Origin of the sequence: Lachnospira sp. (genome assembly GCF_016290755.1) — a bacterium.
Taxonomy (GTDB): domain Bacteria; phylum Bacillota; class Clostridia; order Lachnospirales; family Lachnospiraceae; genus Lachnospira; species Lachnospira multipara.
This window is the reverse complement of sequence record NZ_JAEEVD010000006.1, coordinates 1-19,765: the sequence shown is the minus strand read 5'-3', so window position 1 is coordinate 19,765 and position 19,765 is coordinate 1. Positions and strand designations below refer to the sequence as shown.

The window sequence follows — 19,765 nt, the reverse complement described above, 5'->3', positions numbered from 1 at the left end:
AAGTATATGAAGATATTTGAAACACATGCTCACTTTGATGATGAGTGTTATGATGAGGACAGAGAAATTCTTATTGATGAAATGATTGGTGAGAATGGTATAATAGAATCAATTGTAAATGTTGGAGCTAGTTTTAAGGGTTGTAAGGACTCTGTAGAATTAGCTAAGAAGTATGATCAGATTTATGCAGCCATTGGCTTGCATCCTGAAGATATAGAAAGTCTTGATGATGAGGTTATTGAATGGCTTACAAATCAAGTAAAGACTAATGAGAAGGTAGTGGCAATTGGAGAAATCGGACTTGATTATCACTATGATGAACCAGATAGAGAGCTTCAAAAGGAAGCCTTTAAAAGACAGCTTATTTTGGCCTCAGACCTTAATAAGCCAATAATTATTCACTCAAGAGATGCATGCAAGGATACACTAGACATTTTAAGAGATACACTAGATACAAGCGGTGAGCATGTTTATAAAAATGGCGGAATAATTCATTGTTATTCTTATTCAAAGGAAGCAGCCCTAGATTTCCTAAATCTTGGTTTTCACATTGGAGTAGGAGGAGTTGTAACCTTTAAGAATGCTAAGAAATTAAAGGAGGCTGTAAAGGTCATCCCTCTTGATAGATTAGTTCTTGAAACAGATAGTCCATATATGGCACCGGAACCTCACAGAGGTAGCAGAAACGACAGTAGAAATATTCAGTATGTAGCTGAAAAAATTGCTGAATTAAAGGAAGTATCAGCACAGGAAATTATAGATATAACAAACCAGAATGCAAAAAAACTCTTTTGGAGGAACTAATGGACAAATCAAAACTACATAAACTTATTGATGTGGCAGCAGCAAGACAAGAAGCTGATTTGGTAATTAAGAACGGCAAGATTATTGATGTCTATCAGGGCAAGATAATTGAAGGCGATATTGCAATTTCCGATGATTATATAGCTGGTATTGGAAATTATAAGGGTAAGGAAGAGATTGATGTAGAGGGAGCTTATGTATCTCCCGGTTTTATTGATGGTCATATTCATATTGAGTCTTCCTATATGACACCTGAGGAATTTTCAAGACTAGTTGTACCTCTTGGAACTACAACAGTTATAACAGATCCCCACGAGATTACTAACGTGTGTGGAATTGACGGCCTTGATTACATGATTGAGGCAGCAGCAAGCACAGCCCTTGATATTAGAGTGATGGTGCCAAGCTGTGTACCAAGCACACCTTTTGAGAATTCTGGGGCAGTTGTAAGTGCAAAGGATATTGAAAATATTTTCAAAACAAGGAAAGTTCATGGCCTAGCTGAGTTTATGAACAGCGTAGGCGTTATTAATAATGATGAGGAGTGTGTGGCAAAGTTAGCTGCAGCCATTGAATCTGGCAGGGTTATTGATGGCCATGCCCCAGATGTTGCTGGAAATGAGCTTAATGCCTATATTGCAGCAGGCATCTCAACAGATCACGAGTGCAGCATAATAGAGGACATGGAGAATAAGCTTTCTCGTGGTATGTATATTTTGCTTCGCCATGGCTCAGCTTGTCATGATTTAGAAAATCTACTTCCAGGGGTCAATGAAGAAAATTATAAGAGATGTCTTCTTTGCTCAGATGATAGACAGATTCATACAATCTTTGAAGAGGGCCATGTTGATGACTTAGTTAGAAGATGTATTAAGGCAGGAATTAAGCCAATTCATGCTATTAGAATGGCAACACTTAATGCAGCTGAGTGTTATGGTATTAAGGAAATTGGTGGAATTGCGCCGGGAAAGAAGGCTAATCTTGCGGTTTTTAATAATCTTGAGGACTTAAAGGCTGTAATGACTTTTATTGATGGTAAGCTTTGTGCTAAAGAGGGCAAATACTTACTTCCAGTTAAAAGAGTAGATGTTACAAAGGTATCTTCTTCAGTTAATGTTAAAGATTTTAGTGAGGCTAAACTTAAATTAGAGTTAAAGTCTAATAGGGTTAAGACTATGAATATCTGCCCAGATGGGGTTTTAACTAAGGCTGGAGTTGAAGAGATTGAATTAGATGATAAGGGCGATTTTGTCTATAATAAGGATAAGGATATTGTAAAGATAGCAGTAGTTGAGAGGCATCATGGTACAGGAAATGTTGGAGTTGCATTTTTAAAGGAATTTGGAATTAAAGAGGGTGCAATTGCTCTATCTGTAGCTCACGATTCCCACAACATTATTGCTGTAGGCACTTCAAATGCTCAAATTGCTATGGCAGTTAATGAGGTTATAAAGATGACGGGTGGTATAGCTATTGTTCACAAGGATGAAGTAAAACACGCTATTCCGCTTACAGTGGCAGGAATTATGAGTACTGAAAATGCAGAGACTTTTAATGAGAAGCTAGCTGCCGCTCATAAATTTGCCCATGAGGTTTTAAAGGTGGATAAGGACAAGGATCCATTTATGGTGCTTTGCTTTATGGCACTTCCAGTAATCCCAGAACTTAAGATTACTGATATGGGACTTTTTGATGTAAATGAATTTAAATTTACAAGACTTGAGGCCTAGAAGATTAGAAGTTTAGAAAGCTAGAGCTTAGAAATTTAACTTGCTATAAAAATTAATATATAAAATAAGCCAGTAGAAATTAATCTACTGGCTTTTCTTTATACGTCAATATTCAAACCCTAAAAGAATATTCAAATCTTAATTAGCTAAAGTTAGTAACTAAAGATGCAATTCTAAGTGCGAATAATACGAATACAACCCACATAACTGGGCTAACGTCCTTAGCCTTCTTTGTGCAAACCTTTACGATTACCCAAGAAACAACGGCAAACATGATACCGTTTGAGATTGAGTATGTTAAAGGCATGATAAGAACTGCAAGGTAAGCACCAATAGCATCAGCTGCATCAGCCTCAAAGTTAATCTTTGTGATTGATGTAAGCATAAGCATACCAACATAGATAAGAGCTGGAGATGTAGCAAATGAAGGGATAGCAAGGAATACAGGGCTAAATAATAAAGCTACGATGAATAATAAACCTGAAACGCAAGCTGTAAGACCTGTCTTACCACCTTCAGCAACACCAGCAGAAGATTCTACGAAAGATGTAACTGTAGATGTACCAAGAGCAGCACCAAGTACTGTACCAATAGCATCAGCCATAAATACTCTACCAACTCTTGGAAGTGTACCATCTTCCTTAAGTAACTTAGCCTTATCTGCAACACCTACTACAGTACCAACTGTATCGAAAAGATCTACAAATAAGAAACTGAATAAAATAGCGATGAACTGAATGATATGTTCTCCAGCCCAAGCGAAGTTGAAGTGGAAAGCTGTTTCCTTAAGACCGCTAAAGCTTGAAACGCTAATAACGCCGCTAGGAATAAGTGAGTAAACACCATTTTCAACATCAACTACATACCAACCAATCTTCTCAGCAATAATACCAAGAATCCAAGTTGTAATTATACCAATAAGTACAGAACCCTTAACGTGGTAGTGACTTAAAATAACAATAATAAGTAAACCAACAAGACATAATACAACGTCTGGTCTTGAGAAATCACCAAGATCTACAAGTGTTGAACTACTAGCGATTGTAACGTTAGCACCCTTAAGACCGATGAAAGCGATAAATAAACCGATACCAGCAGTAATACCATACTTAACGTTCTGTGGAATACCGTTGATAATCTGTTCTCTTATCTTGAAGATAGAGATTACGATGAAGATTACACCTTCAACGAAAACTGCTGTTAATGCAACTGTGAAAGCATTAGCTCCCATATCTGATAATTCTGTTAAACATACTGTGTAAGCAAAATAAGCATTAAGACCTAAACCAGCAGAAAGTACTATTGGGTAATTAGCCCAAAGACCCATAACAAAAGTAGCAACAGCGGATGCTAAACAAGTAGCGATGAATACACCGTCCTGATTCATTACTGTACCTAAGATGTTAGGATTTACAGCTAGGATGTAAGCCATGGCAAGGAATGTTGTAATACCGGCAATTACTTCGGTTTTAACATTAGTGCCGTGTTCTTTGAGTTTAAATGTTTTTTCAAGCATTTTGTTCTCTCTCTTTCTTTTTTTATAAATGTATTTTGCGCGATATTTACTAATAAACATAAAAATATTTAAAGTAAATAAACGAACATCTAAATTATAACAAAAAGTCTTAGAATAATAAATATAAAAATTTATTTTTTGTTAAATGCTAATTATCTAAAGTGACTATACTTATAATATTGATAATAATTTCTTGAAATGGTATAATTTTTACAGATGTTAAAATGTATATGAGTTTGTGAATGCAAAATTGAAAATTTGTAATTGGGGGATTTAATATGACTAATGATGAACTAAAAGATTATGTAATTGATAATATAGATTTAGCCATAGAAAATGCGTATATAGAGCCTTTTTATCAGCCAGTTATAAGGACTATAACTGGTAAATTATGTGGTTTTGAAGCTCTTGCCAGGTGGATTGATCCAGAGTATGGAATGATTTCGCCGGCTATTTTTGTGTCTGCACTTGAGTCTGTAGGACAAATCTATAAGTTAGATTTATATATTATGGAACGTGTATGTAAGGATTTTGTAGCGCGAAAGGAAAAGGCGGGTTATGCAGTTCCTTTTTCATTGAATCTATCCCGTCAGGATTTCGATAAGTGTGATATAGCTGAAATAATTGAGAAAAATGTAAAAAAGTATAATGTGCCAAGAAACATTTTAAATATAGAAATTACAGAAAGTTGTATTGGCAAAGATCCAGAGTTTATGAAGAAAGAAATAGATAAACTACATAACTTAGGTTATAGTATATGGATGGATGATTTTGGTAGTGAATATTCTTCTTTTAATGTCTTAAAGGATTTTGATGTAGATGTATTAAAGATAGATATGAAGTTTATTGCTAGTGATGAAATAAAGGCTAAAAAGATAGTTATGTCTATTGTAGATATGGCTAAGAAAATAGGAATTAAGACTTTAGCTGAAGGTGTTGAAACAAATACTCAATATGAGTTTTTAAGAAATATAGGTTGTGAAAAAATTCAAGGATATTTTTTTGGAAAACCAATGAGTCTAGAAGGTACAGCAGATTTTTTTGATAATTATAGTAATGGAGTAGAGTTACCTTATGAGAGCCATTATTATGACAAAATAGGCTCTGTAAATATTTTAAGTCCGGCTACCTTTATGGGCTATAATGCAGAAGAATTAGATGAACTAGGTTTTAACACGCAGATTCCAATAACTATAGCAGAATTGAAAAATAATAAGCTTGACTTCATTTTCTATAATCAAAGCTTTGAAACACAGTTAAAAAGTTTTGGCGTTAATAGTATGGAAATCTTAAAACTAATAGTTAATGATAAAGAAAGTAGTTATTATAGAAAGATAATGGATATATTTAAACTTGCAGATCAGCTAGAGGAAACTTATGCAAGTGGTAACTTTATAATTGATGATAAGTTATGTATTGCAAAAGTTTATAAGCTTGAAACTTGTAATGAGCAAACTGCTTATGTCTGTGTTCTAGTAAATATGGTAAATGACCAGGAATATCTCAATAAGATAACTAAGGAAAAATATATTAAGGCCATCTTTAATAAGTATGATAGAGTAGATGTATTTGATTTGAATAAATTAATTGATACAGAAATTTATGTTAACGATCAAAATATTTATAGTTACGATGGCGGAGATATTCATAGTAATATGGAAAAATATGCTGCTGACCGCGTTTACTATGAAGACGCAGATAGGTATATGAAATTTTTTGATATGGCTACTTTAAGAAAGAGAATTCAAAACTCTAAAGAACGTATTATAACTAGTTATGTAAGAGTTAAAGATGGCAATGATTATGTATGGAAGGTTTTTGAATGTAATTATATAGGAAATAATAAGGTGGTCGGAACTACAAGAAATGCTAGTGATTCAGAATTGAAATATGCGCCTTATTTAGTAAAGAAGGTAAATGTAACTAATATTAATTCTTATGAGGCTTCTTTTAGTCAAGTTAATCCTAATGTAATATGTTATTGGAAGGATTTGGAACTGAGATATACAGATGCAACTAAGGGGTATATTAATTTTTATGGCATAGAAAGTTTGAAGGATATTTTGAATAAAACCGACACGGAATTAAATTGGGTAGAGGATTCGATTGTTGCAGATAAAGAAAAAGAGGTTTTGCAAACAGGCATAAAAACAAGTCTTGTAGAGACTATAACTGTAAAAAATGAAGCAAAGGTTCTTATAATTGACCTGTCGCCAATTTATGATAACGGAAAAATCATAGGCTTAATGGGTTACGTAACAAATATTTATGGTAAGGTCAAACTAGGGGAAAGCACCATTTTTATAGATGATTATTCTGGCACTTTAAATACTAAGGGATTAATGTCCGAGGTTAATAAATTTTCAGACGAATTCTTGCTAAATGATAAGAAGTATGCAGTTCTAATTGTTGATATTAAAGACTTTAAGTACGCTGTAAAAAATTATGGGAAGTTTTTTGCTAAGGATATTCTAAATGCAATTGGCAAGAAATTAGTAGATATTGTTGGCGTAAAGGGAGTCGTAGGAAGAATAGAAACAGACCACTTTATGATTTTAACTAGATATGAAGTAGAAAGTGAATTAGAAGAACTTAAAGAAAAATTATTGTTAGAAATTAACAAAATTAATAAGATTTCAAATAAATCGTTTACAATTGATGCGTATATAGAATATACTACTTGCTTGGAAGACGATACGACAGAAAAATTAATTGGTCGTACAATGAATAAAATAGCTCAGATAAAGAGCAAAAATAGGAATGGTGAATAATATGAGAAATGCTGTTATAGCACAATCAGGTGGCCCTACAGTGGCAATTAATGCTAGCTTAGCTGGTGTTTTAGATTATAATGTGGAAAATGCTACATTTTCAAAGATTTATGGCTCTCTTAACGGAATTACTGGAATTCTAGAAGATAGATTTATTGATTTATCAAAGAAGATAGAAGAGTGTGATAACTTTATTGAAAAATTAAAGCTCACACCTGCAATGTATCTTGGTTCTTGCAGATATAAGATGCCTCTTCCAGAGGATAAGCCAGAAGTTTATGAGAAGATTTTTGCTTTCTTTAAGGAACATGAAATTGATGCTTTTTTCTATATTGGTGGAAATGACTCAATGGATACAGTTGATAGATTATCAAAGTATGCTAAGTCAATTAATAGTGATGTGAGAGTTATTGGTATTCCAAAGACTATTGATAACGATTTAGTTCATATCGACCATACACCAGGTTTTGGTTCAGCAGCTAAGTATGTTGCTACATCAATTCTTGAAATGGCTCATGATACATACATTTACAAGCTTAAGTCAGTTACAATCGTAGAAATTATGGGACGTGATGCAGGTTGGTTAACTGCAGCTTCAGTTCTTGCAAGAAATGAATATAGTGCAGCCCCACATCTTATCTACCTTCCAGAGGCAGCTTTTGATCCTAAGGAATGTGTTGAGGATGTTAAGGCTTTACTTGAAAAGCAGGATGATGTAATTATTGCAATTTCAGAGGGTATTAGAGACAAGAATGGTAATTATTTCTCAGCTTCTGAAAGCAAGTTAGATAAATTCGGACATGTACAGCTTAGTGGTGCAGGTAAGGCACTTGAGCACTTAATCGCTAACGAAGTGGGTTGTAAGGTACGTTCCGTTGAATTAAACATTTTACAAAGATGTGCAACTCACCTTGCATCTTTAACTGACCTTGAAGAATCAGTTAAGTTAGGTGAAACAGCAGCAGGCCTTGCAGCTAAGGGTGAAACAGGCCTTATGGCTACAATCACAAGAACTTCAGATGAACCATACGAAACAGTTTATGGTGGACATCCAGTTTGCGAAATTGCCAACGGTGTTAAGGCAGTGCCAAGAGAGTGGATTAATGAAAGAGGTAACGACCTTACTAAAGAGATGGTAACTTATCTTAAGCCACTTATTAAGGGCGAGCCTCAGCTTAGCTTTAAGGATGGCATGCCAGAATATCTTGATGTTACACATTTAATTGAGCAGTAGGAAAATGTTTTGTCTCATGAATATGAGTAACTAAAGTGGTATATTTTCTAAGAAATTAATTAAACAAAAAGTCAGATTGCGTCTAATTGAGAACTATTATCAATTGGACGCAATTTTTTATGGTTTTATTATTTTCTAAGACTTTAAAAATACTAAAAACTGGCTTATAATTAATTAGACGTTAATTTAAAACTAGGAGGATAATAGGTTATGGGAATGCCAGATCAGACTATAGAGTTTAGATATGACACACAGTTATTATTAGATCAGTACGTAGAGGATGGAGTAGATCCAGACGATTTAGCTGATGATTTAACAGATGAAATTAGAGAATATGTTTTAGAGAATATTAAGGGCGATTCAATGGTAATCGCTGGTGATTCAGGTGAAGATGAGTTTGGCGAGAAGGCTACAGTTAAGCTTCACTATCACACTAACGAACCATGGGATGTTCTTGCATATTGCAGAACTCACGGTGAAATTTATGACATCGTTGTAGAAGACATGGACAGACAGTCAAGAGATTTAAAGGGCTAATATAAATATAGTAGCTTTAAAGGCTTTCTAGCTTTATGTTTTGAAGTTTTAGCGTTTCAAGGCTTTGGCGTATTGAAGCTTTGTTGGTTCAAGGCTTTCGTATCAAAACTTTAATGCCAGAAAGAGCCAATCTTGCAGCTGTTGTTTATGAGTTTTTGACTTAGGAGGTATTATATGTTAAAGGTTTATGGTAGCGAAATGTGCCCAGATTGCATTAACTGCAAGAGAAATTTTGATGACAATGGTATCGAATATACATATATCGACATCAATAAGAATTTAAAGGACTTAAAGGATTTCTTAAAGATGAGAGACGAGAATCCGATTTTTGATAGACTTAAGGCTATTGGAGACATTGGAATTCCAGCAATCGTTATGGAAGACGACACAGTTTTCACTGACTGGGAAGGCTTCTTATCAGAGAGAAATTTACCTATTACTTATGAAAATGTAGGCAAAGCCTGCAGTATTGATGGCAAGGGATGCTAATTGTAAAGATTTTAGCTTAGATAAGATTCTAATAGAAAATTATAAGAAAATGTAAGAAATTTAAGGGGCCTTCGGGCCCTTATTTTTATGCTTTAAATCCTGATTATCAAATAGTGTTAGTGTTGAAAATATTTATAGGATATGGTATTATTTCCTTAGAAACTTACGTGAAATTCAATACTGGGCAAAGCAGGGGAAATCCTGTGACGCAAAACTAGAGGGCCTTTAAAATGGTAGCCAGGTGCATAAAATGACATTTAGCGCTATTCTTTTAAAGAATGGCGCTCTTTTTGTGTCATACAACATTTTATTTTGGCCTAAACAAAGGATTACAGCTTTCCCGTTGAACTAATAAATACTCTAAAGGGTTTTCGAGAGGTGAAGTTATGGCGGATGGAAAGTACAAATTAAAAAATTACACATTTGATACAGAAGAAGAATACAATATCGCATTAGACGAACTTGAAAAGATCAAAAACATGGCGAAATTCCACGATATTTATGACATTGAAACACAAAAACAGATTCTTTACGTGGCCGATGCAGGTGCTCTTGTTTTCCAAACACCTCTCGGTCTTGATTTCATGCATGAACTTCGTGAAATGGTACGTAAAGCCGAGGAAATAGATGAAGATTTAGCAGCCGACATTGCAAATGCCATTGGTAACGCCAATAATAGCGAGAAGAGCGAAATCCTCGATGCCTTCCAGGATGAAGATGAAAATGAGGCAATACCGGAAGAGGCTGTAGCTGAGGAAGTTGCAGAGGAAGAGGCTGTTGATGAAACTGCGGATGAAGCGGTGGCGGAAGTTGCAGAGGAGCCGGTGGCTGAAGAGATGCCGGTAGAAGAAATGGTAGCAGAATCAGTTGCAGAAGAAATGCCGGTTGAAGAAATGGTAGCAGAAGCTGTTTCGGAAGAACCGGTGGCTGAGGAAATGCCAGTAGAAGAAGCGGTAGCCGAGATGCCAATAGAAGAAATGATGGCGGAAGCTGTTGCAGAGGAGCCAGTAGCCGAGATGTCAATGGAAGAAATGGCGGCAGAAGCTCCAGCAGAAGAGCCGGTGGCTGAAGAGATGCCGGTAGAAGAAATGATGGAAGAGGCAGCTGTTGAAGAGCCAGTGGTCGAAATGCCAGTAGAAGAGATGACAGCAGAAGCAGTAGCAGAAGAGCCAGTAGCCGAGATGTCAATGGAAGAAATGGTAGCGGAGGCACCAGTTGAAGAAGCAGTAGCTGAGATGCCAATAGAAGAAATGGTGGCAGAAGCACCTGCTGAAGAAGCGGTAGCCGAGATGCCAATGGAAGAAATGATGGCGGAAGCAGTAGCAGAAGAACCAGTAGCAGAAATGCCGGTTGAAGAGATGACAGCAGAAGCACTGGTAGAAGAGCCAGTAGCCGAGATGCCAATAGAAGAAATGGTAGCAGAGGCACCGGTAGAAGAGCCAGTAGCCGAGATGTCAGTAGAAGAAATGGTGGCAGAAACAGTTGCAGAAGAGCCAGTAGCCGAGATGCCAGTAGAAGAAATGGTGGCAGAAACACCGGTAGAAGAGCCAGTAGCCGAAATGCCAATGGAAGAGATGGTTGCGGAGACAGTTGCAGAAGCACCGGTTGAGGAATCGGCAATCGAGATGCCAATGGAAGAAATGGTAGCAGAGGCACCAGCTGAGGAAGCAGTAGCCGAAATGCCAATAGAAGAAATGATGGCAGAAGCAGTTGCAGAAGAACCTGTAGCAGAAATGCCAGTAGAAGAAATGGTAGTGGAAGCACCGGCAGAAGAGACAGTAGCAGAGATGTCAATGGAAGAAATGGCGGCAGAAGCTGTTTCGGAAGAGCCAGTGGCTGAGGAAATGCCAGTAGAAGAGTCAGTAGCAGAAATGCCAATGGAAGAAATGGTAGCGGAAGCAGTTGCTGAAGAGCCAGTGGCAGAAATGCCAGTAGAAGAGATGACAGCAGAAGCACCGGTAGAAGAGCCAGTAGCAGAGACGCCAGTAGAAGAAATGGTAGCGGAGGCACCAGCTGAGGAAGCTGCAGCAGAAATGCCAATAGAAGAAATGGTAGCGGAAGCACCTGTTGAAGAACCGGTAGCCGAGATGCCAATGGAAGAAATGGTAGCGGAAGCACCAACTGAAGAACCTGTAGCCGATATGCCAATAGAAGAAATGATGGCGGAAGCAGTTGCTGAAGAGCCAGTAGCCGAGATGCCAGTAGAAGCAATGATGGCAGAAGCAGTTGCAGAAGAACCTGTAGTAGAAATGCCGGTTGAAGAGATGGCTGCGGAGACAGTTGCAGAAGAACCTGCAGCAGAAATGCCGGCTGAAGAGATGGTAGTTGAAGCACCGGAAGAAGAGCCGGTAGCAGAAATACAAATGGAAGAGATGGCTGCGGAGGCAGTTGCAGAAGCTCCGGTTGAAGAACCGGTAGCCGAAGCACCAACTGAGGAATCGATAGCAGAAATACAAATGGAAGAGATGGTAGCGGAAGCACCAGCTGAAGAGCCAGTAGCCGAAGCTCATGTTGAAGAAACTGCTGCCAACGGAAATCCTGTTAAGTCACTAGTTGCTGAGATGCTTGAACTCACAGAACAAGCTGAAAAAGCAACAATGGATAAGATTGAAGGTACAAAGTCAGTATTAGATAATATTTTAGATATTGAATCTGATGACATAGAAATCGTTGATCCTAATGTTGATATTCTTGCAGAACTTGAAAATTCTAACTTTGAGTTAGCTGATGCAACTCCTCAAGTTGTGGAATTTGTAGATGATGGCGAGGGCACACAGAATACAAGCAAAGTAATAGAAGAGTCAGTAGCTACAGAAGCAACTGAAACAGTAGCTGAAGAAACTCCTGCAGAAATGCCGGTCATGGAAACACCTTCATTACCAGAAGATGAGTTGCCAGAAATTGAGGTAGATGTCGATGGAATGGTGGATATGATGACACAAGAAGCAAAGCCTGATATTGATATTAGTATCGACATGAGTGCTATGGATGAAGCCAATAAAGATAGACCAGTTTTTACAGATTATGAGAGCTATCTAGATGGTTTTGAAACACGACCAAGTTATGATGATTATGAAATCACAATAGATCAGGCTTATGCTGAAAAAGCAGTTCATCACAAGTTCATTCAGATAGATGAAAACTGGATTGCTTCTATTCAGCTTGAAGCAGGAATTCTAGTGGAATTAGATTAGAAACCTATTGTGTTGAAAATTGAATAATTGAGTAAAAGTGCCTAGAAAGAAGAATAAGAAGCTTTTTAGGCACTCTTTTTTATAGAAAACACAGGCATTATTTGAAATTCTTGAATAAAAATTTCACTAAAATTTCCGATTGTTGCGATTATAGCCACAAGATGTTAGTGAAGAAGGAAGTTGATTTCTGAAATCTTGTGCTTTTATTTTTGATATCCGGTGTTTACAGCCAAAATCAATAGCTAGAAATTTTTTTGAGAGCTTCACAGTGAGAGAAATTTGTGCTTGTTTTTCATGGTTTCTTTTAGGAAAGTCAAAAAGCCCGAAAAGTAGCCTTAAAATTTCTTGGTATAAGCCGGAAGAGCAGTGGCTAAAAGAAGGGAAGCAAAAGCCAAAAGGCACAAGAGCAAGTTCCTACCGCCGTAAATCTCCTGTGAGAGTGGAAGAAATCAAAATTTAAAGTAGAGAGGCCGGAAGAGCAGTGGCTAAAAGAAGGGAAGCAAAAGCCAAAAGGCACAAGAGCAAGTTCCTACCGCCGGAAATTTCCCGTGAGAGTGGAAGAAATCAAAATATGAAGAAGAGAGGCCGGAAGAGCAGTGGCTAAAAGAAGGGAAGCAAAAGCCAAAAGGCACAAGAGCAAGTCCCTACCGCCGTAAATCTCCCGTGAGAGTGGAAGAAATCAAAATATGAAGAAGAGAGGTCGGAAGAGCAGTGGCTAAAAGAAGGGAAGCAAAAGCCAAAAGGCACAAGAGCAAGTTCCTACTGCCGGAAATCTCCCGTGAGAGTGGAAGAAATCAAAATATGAAGAAGAGAGGCAGGAAGAGCAGTGGCTAAAAGAAGGGAAGCAAAAGCCAAAAGGCACAAGGGCAAGTTCCTATCGCCGGAAATCTCCCGTGAGAGGGAAAGAAACCAAAATATGAAATCAATAAAACTCAAAGCTAATCAGCAATAGTCACAATTATTAAATGATAAAGAACAATCATAAAATCTTCTTGCTTTTTTATATGAAAATGGTTACTATATGTTCGTATATATCAGTACTAAAAAGCTTGTATTTTAAGACGATTTAGTACTAACAATATGCAGAGTAGATTTTGAAGCGTTAAGTGCTATGTGAACAGGGAGTTGTCACTTAGACGAAAAGAGTATCTTGCGGTTTCAAAGTCGCATCCCGCTGCTACATACCGAGAGTTTTACCTCCCTATGTAGTTGAGGAATTACATAAGGAGGTTTTTTATGCCAATGAATTACGAGGAAGCTATTGCGTATCTTAAGGAGACTAATAGCTATGGCATGGTGCTTGGGCTTGAGAGAATTACTAATTTATTACACTATGTTGGAAACCCTCATAAGAAGTTGAAGTTTGTTCACGTTGCAGGAACGAATGGCAAAGGCTCTACGGTAGCATTCTTATCTAGCATTCTTAAGGCGTCATCCTTAAGAGTGGGAGTCTATTCATCCCCTGCGTTACTTGATTACAATGAAATTATAAAAGTGAACAATGAAAGTATTTCAAAGGCTGATTTAGCACAGCTAACAACAGTCTTAAAAGCTGCTTGCGATCAAATGGTAAAAGATGGTTTAGGCCATCCAACAGAATTTGAAATTACTACAGCTATGAGTTTTCTATACTTCTTATCTCAGGATTGCGATATATGTATCTTAGAGGTAGGCCTTGGCGGATTACTTGATTCTACTAATGTTATTGAAAGCTGCGAACTCGCTATTCTCACATCTATTAGTTTCGACCACGTTAGAGTTTTAGGCAACACATTAACAGAAATTGCATTACATAAATGCGGAATCATTAAGGAAGGTATCGACGTCTTAACCTGTGATCAGGAAGACGAGGTAATGGATGTTATTGAAGAAAGTGCTAGGAATAAGAAGGCAAGACTTCATAACTCAGAATTACCAGTAGGAATGAAGGCTGATTGTATAAGTCTTGATGGACAGACTTTTACTATGAATGGAATTGGCACTTTAAAAATTAATTTAGCAGGAGATTATCAAATCTATAATGCAGCATTAGCCGTGACTGCTGCCCACATTTTAAAGAATAAGGGCTATAAGTCGATTACAGCAGAAACTGTAAGGCAAGGTTTAATTGAGTGCAGATGGCCATGTAGATTTGAATGCATAAATAAAGAACCTATTGTCATTGTTGATGGTGGACATAATGCAAAGGGAATTGATGTTTTAGTCTCAAGTCTCTATAAACATTTTAAAGACAAGAAATTGATCTTTATTATGGGTGTTATGGCAGATAAGGATTATCAGTATATGATAAACAAGATTTCAAAATTGGCCAAAGAAATAATATGTGTAACAGCACCAAATAAGAGAGCGCTATCTGCTAGTGATTTAAGCAAGTTTATTAGTGAAAATTACGGTATAAAGACGGAAGTTGCAGAAAGCCTAAAAGAGGCTGCAAGCTTAAGCCTTAAGAAGGCAGAGAAAAACGATGTTATAGTAGCATTTGGTTCTCTTTATTATGTTGGTTTAATAAAAGAAGAATTTTTAGGTATTTTTTAATATCTAGAAAATGTGTTTTTTAAGGAAGGTTAGGTGTGAGAAATGTTTGATGATGAGAAAATAAAGGAAGGCGTAAGACTTATACTTGAAGGAATTGGTGAAGATGTTAATCGCGAAGGCTTACTTGAAACTCCCGACAGAGTAGCTAGAATGTACCATGAACTTGCTGAAGGTTATAGTGATGACGCTAAGGAGCATTTATCAAAGAGATTCCACGTAGATAATTCAGATATCGTAATGGAGAAAGATATTTATTTCTATTCTTTATGTGAACATCATATGTTACCTTTCTATGGAAAAGCAGCTATTGCTTATATTCCTAACGGAGAGGTAGTTGGATTAAGTAAAATTGCAAGAACAGTTGAAGTTTATGCAAGACGTTTACAGATTCAGGAACAATTAACAAATCAGATTGCTGATGCATTTATGAAGGAATTAAACTGCAAGGGCGTTATGGTTCATATTGAAGCTGAGCATATGTGTATGACAATGCGTGGCATTAAGAAGCCAGGCTCAAAGACAGTTACAGTTGTAAAGCGTGGGGCATTTGAGGACGAAAAGTTAGAAAATACATTTTACAGAATGTTAGGTTAATATGGAGAGAGTGAATAGAATTTTGGCAAATGAGACATTTAAAGAGAATATGTTACATTTGCAAAGGATTGAAAAAGATAGACAATACTGTAGGCATGGCATTGACCACTTGTTAGATGTGGCAAGGCTTGCCTACATTGAGGACTTAGAAAAAGGGCTGGCAATAGAGAAGGAGATAATCTATGGAACAGCCCTTCTTCACGATTTGGGAAGAGTTTTAGAATACACTAAGCAAATCCCACATAATGAGGCTAGTGTGCAGTTAGCAAAGGAAATTTTGCCTGAATGCGGTTTTAATAATGAGGAAGTTAAGCGCGTTTGCGGGGCAATTGCTGCGCATAGAGACGAAAAGGGTATGTTAGATGATGGACTTGCGGGGCTTCTTTATAGGGCAGATAAGAAATCTAGAACCTGTTTTGATTGTCTTGCCACAAAGACTTGTAAATGGAGCGAGGAGAAGAAGAATCATCTAATAGTTGACTAGATTAGGAGGCAACATGTTAATAGGAAATAAGGAATTTGATTTTGAAAATGAAGCTTACATCATGGGAATTTTAAACGTGACACCGGATTCTTTTAGCGATGGCGGTAAGTGGAATACTTTAGAAAATGCAGTAGCCCACGCAAAAGATATGATTGAGGAAGGTGCTGCAATCATTGATGTAGGTGGTGAATCCACAAGACCTGGATACACAGTTATTAGTAATGAAGAGGAAATAAATCGAGTAGTTCCTGTGATTAAGGCTATTAAGGAAAAGTTTGACGTAGCAGTTTCCATTGATAGCTATAAGTCAGAAGTAGTTGAGGCTGCAATTAAGGCAGGAGCTGATTTGGTTAATGATATATGGGGCCTTAAAAAGGATCCTAAGATGGCAGCAGTTGTGGCTAAGTATAATAAGCCGGTTTGCCTTATGCACAACAGAGAAGAAGCTAAATATGATAATTTCTTTGAAGACTATCTAAACGATATGAAGCAGTCTATTGATATCGCTCTAAAGGCAGGTATAAGTAAGGAAAATATTATGCTTGACCCAGGAGTTGGCTTTGCAAAGTCCCTTGAGCAAAACCTTGAGGTAACTAATAAGCTTGAGGCTTTAAAGGAACTAGGCTATCCTGTTTTACTTGCTACATCAAGAAAATCAATGATTGGCCTAACTCTTAATTTAGATAAGGATCAAAGACTTGAGGGCACAATAGCTACAACAGTAATTGGCGCTATGAAGGGAGCTAGAATTTTTAGAGTCCATGATGTTAAGGAAAATAAAAGAGCTCTCGATATGACAATGGCAATAGAAAGGTGCAAATAATATGGATTTAAACAGTCTAGACAAGATAAATATAGAAGGTTTAGAAGTATTTGCAAAACATGGAGTCTTTAAGGAAGAGCAGTTCCTTGGACAAAAGTTTGTGGTAAATGCCACTCTTTACACAAATACTAGAAAAGCCGGCCTTAGTGATGATTTAACTGCATCTATAGACTATGGCATGATAAGTAAGAAGATAGTAGAGTTTATGCAGGAGAACACATTTGAATTAATAGAAACTGTGGCTGAAAAACTTGCTCAAAAGCTTCTTATGGAAACTGAGCGCTTAGAAGGAATTACATTAGAGATTCAAAAACCTTGGGCACCAGTTTTACTTTCCTTAAAAAATGTGTCAGTTAAAATTACAAGAAGTTGGCATGAGGCCTACATTGCGTTAGGTTCTAATATGGGTGACAAGAAAAAATATCTTGACGAGGCTATTAATTCGTTAGATAATCTAGATTATGTACGTGTGGAAAATGTATCAGATTTCATAGAAACGTTACCATACGGTGGCGTTAGTCAAGACGATTTTCTAAACGGATGTGCAGCAATAAAGACTTTATATACACCGATGGAGTTATTAGATTGTCTACATCGACTTGAAAACGAGGCAGGAAGAGAAAGAAAAATACACTGGGGTCCAAGAACCCTTGATTTAGATATAATTTTTTATGACGACTTAGTTATGAGTACTAAGGAACTAATTATACCGCATGTGCAAATGCATTTAAGAGATTTTGTTTTGGTTCCGTTGGCTCAGATTGCACCTTGGGTACGACATCCAATTTTTGGTACAACCGTTGCAGAGCTTCTTGAGGCAAATAAAAAAGATTATATCAAAGACAAACAATTTATTTAAATCGAAGATTGGAGACTTTTATTATGGCAGATAATAAGGAATTTAAGCCGTATATCGCGGCTGACCAGGTTATGCCAGAAGTAACACCAACATCAATTATTTTAGGTATTTTATTAGCTGTTGTTTTTGGTGCAGCTAATGCATATTTAGGACTTAGAGTAGGTATGACTGTTTCAGCATCAATCCCAGCTGCAGTTATTTCTATGGGTGTTATTAGAATGATCCTTAAAAAGGATTCTATTCTTGAAAATAACTTGGTTCAAACAATTGGTTCCGCTGGTGAATCAGTTGCTGCAGGTGCTATTTTTACATTACCTGCAATCTTTATGTGGATCAAAGAAGGATATGATGTAACACTTTCAGTAGTTGCTATCGCTGTTGTTTCAATTAGTGGTGGTTTACTTGGTGTTTTATTTATGATTCCTCTTCGTAAAGCATTAATCGTTAAGGAACATGGTAGTTTACCTTACCCAGAGGGAACTGCTTGTGCCGAAGTATTAATCGCAGGAGAAAAGGGCGGTAACGCTGCAACTACAGTATTTGCAGGTTTAGGTATCGCTTCAGTATTTAAGTTTTTAACTGATGGATTAAAGCTATTCCCAAGCGAAATCTCATACAGTTTTAAGAGCTATAAGGGTTCTGGTATTGGCGCAGATACTCTTCCAGCATTACTTGGTGTTGGTTACATTTGCGGCGCTCAGATCTCAGCTTATATGTTAGCCGGTGGTGTACTTGCTTGGCTTGTAATTATGCCACTTATCGTAGCATTTGGTGCAGACGCTACAATTTTCCCAGCAGAAGTTGCTATCTCTCAGATGTCAGTTGATGAAATCTGGAGTTCATACGTTAGATATATTGGTGCAGGTGCCGTAGCTGCAGGTGGTATCATTTCCCTTGTTAAGTCACTTCCACTAATTATCAGAACATTTAGTGAGAATATTAAGTCACTCAAGAATTCAGACAACACAGTATCAACACTTAGAACAGATAAGGACTTAAGCATCAAGACAATCCTTTTAATCGCTCTTATTTGTTTAGTTGTATTAGTTGCTGTTCCTTCAGTACATATTAATGTTTTCACAGCTATTCTTATTGTGGTATTTGGTTTCTTCTTTGCTACTGTTTCATCAAGAATGGTAGGTTTAGTTGGTAGCTCAAATAACCCAGTTTCAGGTATGGCTATTGCTACACTAATCATTACAACTGTTATTTTAAAGGCTACAGGTAACGACGGTGGCCTTGGTATGACAACAGCTATTATGATTGGTACTGTAATTTGTATCATTGCAGCTATTGCAGGTGATACATCACAGGATTTAAAGACAGGTTATATTATTGGTTCAACACCTAGAAATCAGCAGATCGGTGAAGTTATTGGTGTAATCGCTGCAGGTCTTGCAATGACAGGTGTTATGGTTTTACTTAACAACGCATGGGGCTTTGGTACAAGTCAGCTCCCAGCTCCACAGGCTACTTTAATGAAGCTTGTAGTTGAAGGCGTTATGGGTGGCGACTTACCATGGAATCTTGTATTTATCGGTGTATTTATTGCAGTTGTAATTGAATTATTAAATATTCCAGTTCTTCCGGTTGCTATTGGTTTATACTTACCAATTTACCTTTCAGTACCTATTATGATTGGTGGTCTTATTAGATACTGGTTTGATCATAAGAAGTATAAGAATGATGATGATAAGGAAAATGTTACAACAGCCGGTATCCTCTTCTCATCTGGTTTAATTGCTGGTGAAGGTTTAATTGGTATTTTACTTGCTGTATTTGCTGTAATTTCAGTAGGTGGCGGAAAGTCTTTTGCTGATGTAATTGATTTAACAGCTCATGGCATTGACCTTGGTGCTATTGGTAGTATTGTATTCTTTGCTATTTTAATTCTTTGCTTGCTCAAGTTCTCAATTTGGGATAAGAAAAACTATAAGAAGTAATCGGTAAAGATACTAAGTTTATAATATTTAACTCAGTCGGAGTACAAGCTCCGACTGAGTTAAACGCTCCGCGAGGATGCGCACGGATTCGGACAGGAATTTGTCTGCTGAAGCAGACCCGAATCCGGCGCGCAAGACTCGCGAGCGAGTCTTGACTTTTCCCTCTCTATCTTATGATAGAGGGGGATTTTTTACCTTGACGGTTCATTATTTATTATGTCACAATAGATAAAGTGACTAGTAAAACAATCG

Annotated in this window: 15 protein-coding genes and 2 riboswitches; of the genes, 14 read left to right on the top strand and 1 reads right to left on the bottom strand. The window is 37.1% G+C overall.

Annotated features, from left to right (window positions below; translation table 11 throughout):
* Positions 1–6 precede the first annotated feature (6 nt).
* Together QVA17_RS03105 and ade are read left to right on the top strand one after the other, a co-directional pair.
* Complete coding sequence (locus tag QVA17_RS03105) at positions 7–804, top strand: TatD family hydrolase (RefSeq protein WP_287386365.1); 798 nt, start codon at positions 7–9, stop codon at positions 802–804.
* Positions 804–2,534 (top strand): adenine deaminase, encoded by a 1,731-nt coding sequence (gene ade / locus QVA17_RS03100; RefSeq protein WP_287386364.1) that lies wholly within the window; start codon positions 804–806, stop codon positions 2,532–2,534. The genes QVA17_RS03105 and ade overlap by 1 nt, the downstream gene beginning before the upstream one ends.
* Positions 2,535–2,676: 142 nt before the next feature.
* Here the strand turns inward: ade and QVA17_RS03095 are convergent, their stop codons facing one another.
* Complete coding sequence (locus tag QVA17_RS03095) at positions 2,677–4,050, bottom strand: NCS2 family permease (RefSeq protein ID WP_287386362.1); 1,374 nt, start codon at positions 4,048–4,050, stop codon at positions 2,677–2,679.
* Between the two features lie 278 nt (positions 4,051–4,328).
* On the opposite strand from QVA17_RS03095, the gene QVA17_RS03090 reads away from it, so the two are divergent.
* The 12 genes from QVA17_RS03090 to QVA17_RS03035 all read left to right on the top strand — a co-directional run bounded on the left by QVA17_RS03090 (position 4,329) and on the right by QVA17_RS03035 (position 19,513).
* Positions 4,329–6,821 carry an EAL domain-containing protein gene (locus tag QVA17_RS03090; protein WP_287386361.1) on the top strand — a complete coding sequence of 831 codons (2,493 nt, stop codon included), beginning with the start codon at positions 4,329–4,331 and terminating at the stop codon, positions 6,819–6,821.
* Positions 6,811–8,055 carry a 6-phosphofructokinase gene (locus QVA17_RS03085; protein WP_287386360.1) on the top strand — a complete coding sequence of 415 codons (1,245 nt, stop codon included), beginning with the start codon at positions 6,811–6,813 and terminating at the stop codon, positions 8,053–8,055. The genes QVA17_RS03090 and QVA17_RS03085 overlap by 11 nt, the downstream gene beginning before the upstream one ends.
* Positions 8,056–8,265: 210 nt before the next feature.
* The gene (locus QVA17_RS03080; RefSeq protein ID WP_027431694.1) at positions 8,266–8,592 is read left to right on the top strand and encodes a hypothetical protein; all 327 of its coding nucleotides are present in this window, start codon (positions 8,266–8,268) and stop codon (positions 8,590–8,592) included.
* 174 nt (positions 8,593–8,766) lie between these two features.
* Positions 8,767–9,081 (top strand): glutaredoxin domain-containing protein, encoded by a 315-nt coding sequence (locus QVA17_RS03075; protein ID WP_027431695.1) that lies wholly within the window; start codon positions 8,767–8,769, stop codon positions 9,079–9,081.
* Between the two features lie 173 nt (positions 9,082–9,254).
* Positions 9,255–9,330, top strand: a riboswitch (cyclic di-GMP riboswitch).
* Between the two features lie 137 nt (positions 9,331–9,467).
* Positions 9,468–12,275 carry a hypothetical protein gene (locus QVA17_RS03070; protein ID WP_287386358.1) on the top strand — a complete coding sequence of 936 codons (2,808 nt, stop codon included), beginning with the start codon at positions 9,468–9,470 and terminating at the stop codon, positions 12,273–12,275.
* Positions 12,276–12,543: 268 nt separating this feature from the next.
* Entirely contained in the window at positions 12,544–12,735 is a 192-nt protein-coding gene (locus QVA17_RS03065) for a hypothetical protein (RefSeq protein ID WP_287386357.1), read from the top strand.
* Between the two features lie 621 nt (positions 12,736–13,356).
* Positions 13,357–13,454, top strand: a riboswitch (THF riboswitch).
* A 57-nt stretch (positions 13,455–13,511) separates the two neighbouring features.
* Entirely contained in the window at positions 13,512–14,810 is a 1,299-nt protein-coding gene (locus tag QVA17_RS03060; RefSeq protein ID WP_051195437.1) for a bifunctional folylpolyglutamate synthase/dihydrofolate synthase, read from the top strand.
* 42 nt (positions 14,811–14,852) lie between these two features.
* Positions 14,853–15,404, top strand: a complete 552-nt coding sequence (folE, locus tag QVA17_RS03055; RefSeq protein WP_287386355.1) for a GTP cyclohydrolase I FolE — start codon at positions 14,853–14,855, stop codon at positions 15,402–15,404.
* A 1-nt stretch (position 15,405) separates the two neighbouring features.
* On the top strand, positions 15,406–15,888 hold the full coding sequence (locus tag QVA17_RS03050) for an HD domain-containing protein (RefSeq protein ID WP_287386353.1): 483 nt from the start codon (positions 15,406–15,408) through the stop codon (positions 15,886–15,888).
* A 13-nt stretch (positions 15,889–15,901) separates the two neighbouring features.
* The gene (gene folP / locus QVA17_RS03045; RefSeq protein ID WP_103952751.1) at positions 15,902–16,711 is read left to right on the top strand and encodes a dihydropteroate synthase; all 810 of its coding nucleotides are present in this window, start codon (positions 15,902–15,904) and stop codon (positions 16,709–16,711) included.
* Position 16,712: 1 nt separating this feature from the next.
* Positions 16,713–17,570 (top strand): 2-amino-4-hydroxy-6-hydroxymethyldihydropteridine diphosphokinase, encoded by an 858-nt coding sequence (folK, locus tag QVA17_RS03040; protein WP_287386351.1) that lies wholly within the window; start codon positions 16,713–16,715, stop codon positions 17,568–17,570.
* A 23-nt stretch (positions 17,571–17,593) separates the two neighbouring features.
* Complete coding sequence (locus QVA17_RS03035) at positions 17,594–19,513, top strand: OPT family oligopeptide transporter (protein ID WP_287386349.1); 1,920 nt, start codon at positions 17,594–17,596, stop codon at positions 19,511–19,513.
* Positions 19,514–19,765: the final 252 nt, after the last annotated feature.

What these genes read in the sequence shown, in the direction of transcription:
- QVA17_RS03085 (WP_287386360.1), top strand. Translation starts at nt 6,811, where the DNA reads ATGGTGAATAATATGAGAAATGCTGTTATAGCACAATCAGGTGGCCCT.
- QVA17_RS03095 (WP_287386362.1), bottom strand. Translation starts at nt 4,050, where the DNA reads ATGCTTGAAAAAACATTTAAACTCAAAGAACACGGCACTAATGTTAAA.
- ade (WP_287386364.1), top strand. Translation starts at nt 804, where the DNA reads ATGGACAAATCAAAACTACATAAACTTATTGATGTGGCAGCAGCAAGA.
- QVA17_RS03060 (WP_051195437.1), top strand. Translation starts at nt 13,512, where the DNA reads ATGCCAATGAATTACGAGGAAGCTATTGCGTATCTTAAGGAGACTAAT.
- QVA17_RS03090 (WP_287386361.1), top strand. Translation starts at nt 4,329, where the DNA reads ATGACTAATGATGAACTAAAAGATTATGTAATTGATAATATAGATTTA.
- folE (WP_287386355.1), top strand. Translation starts at nt 14,853, where the DNA reads ATGTTTGATGATGAGAAAATAAAGGAAGGCGTAAGACTTATACTTGAA.
- QVA17_RS03050 (WP_287386353.1), top strand. Translation starts at nt 15,406, where the DNA reads ATGGAGAGAGTGAATAGAATTTTGGCAAATGAGACATTTAAAGAGAAT.
- folP (WP_103952751.1), top strand. Translation starts at nt 15,902, where the DNA reads ATGTTAATAGGAAATAAGGAATTTGATTTTGAAAATGAAGCTTACATC.
- QVA17_RS03105 (WP_287386365.1), top strand. Translation starts at nt 7, where the DNA reads ATGAAGATATTTGAAACACATGCTCACTTTGATGATGAGTGTTATGAT.
- folK (WP_287386351.1), top strand. Translation starts at nt 16,713, where the DNA reads ATGGATTTAAACAGTCTAGACAAGATAAATATAGAAGGTTTAGAAGTA.
- QVA17_RS03070 (WP_287386358.1), top strand. Translation starts at nt 9,468, where the DNA reads ATGGCGGATGGAAAGTACAAATTAAAAAATTACACATTTGATACAGAA.
- QVA17_RS03080 (WP_027431694.1), top strand. Translation starts at nt 8,266, where the DNA reads ATGGGAATGCCAGATCAGACTATAGAGTTTAGATATGACACACAGTTA.
- QVA17_RS03035 (WP_287386349.1), top strand. Translation starts at nt 17,594, where the DNA reads ATGGCAGATAATAAGGAATTTAAGCCGTATATCGCGGCTGACCAGGTT.
- QVA17_RS03075 (WP_027431695.1), top strand. Translation starts at nt 8,767, where the DNA reads ATGTTAAAGGTTTATGGTAGCGAAATGTGCCCAGATTGCATTAACTGC.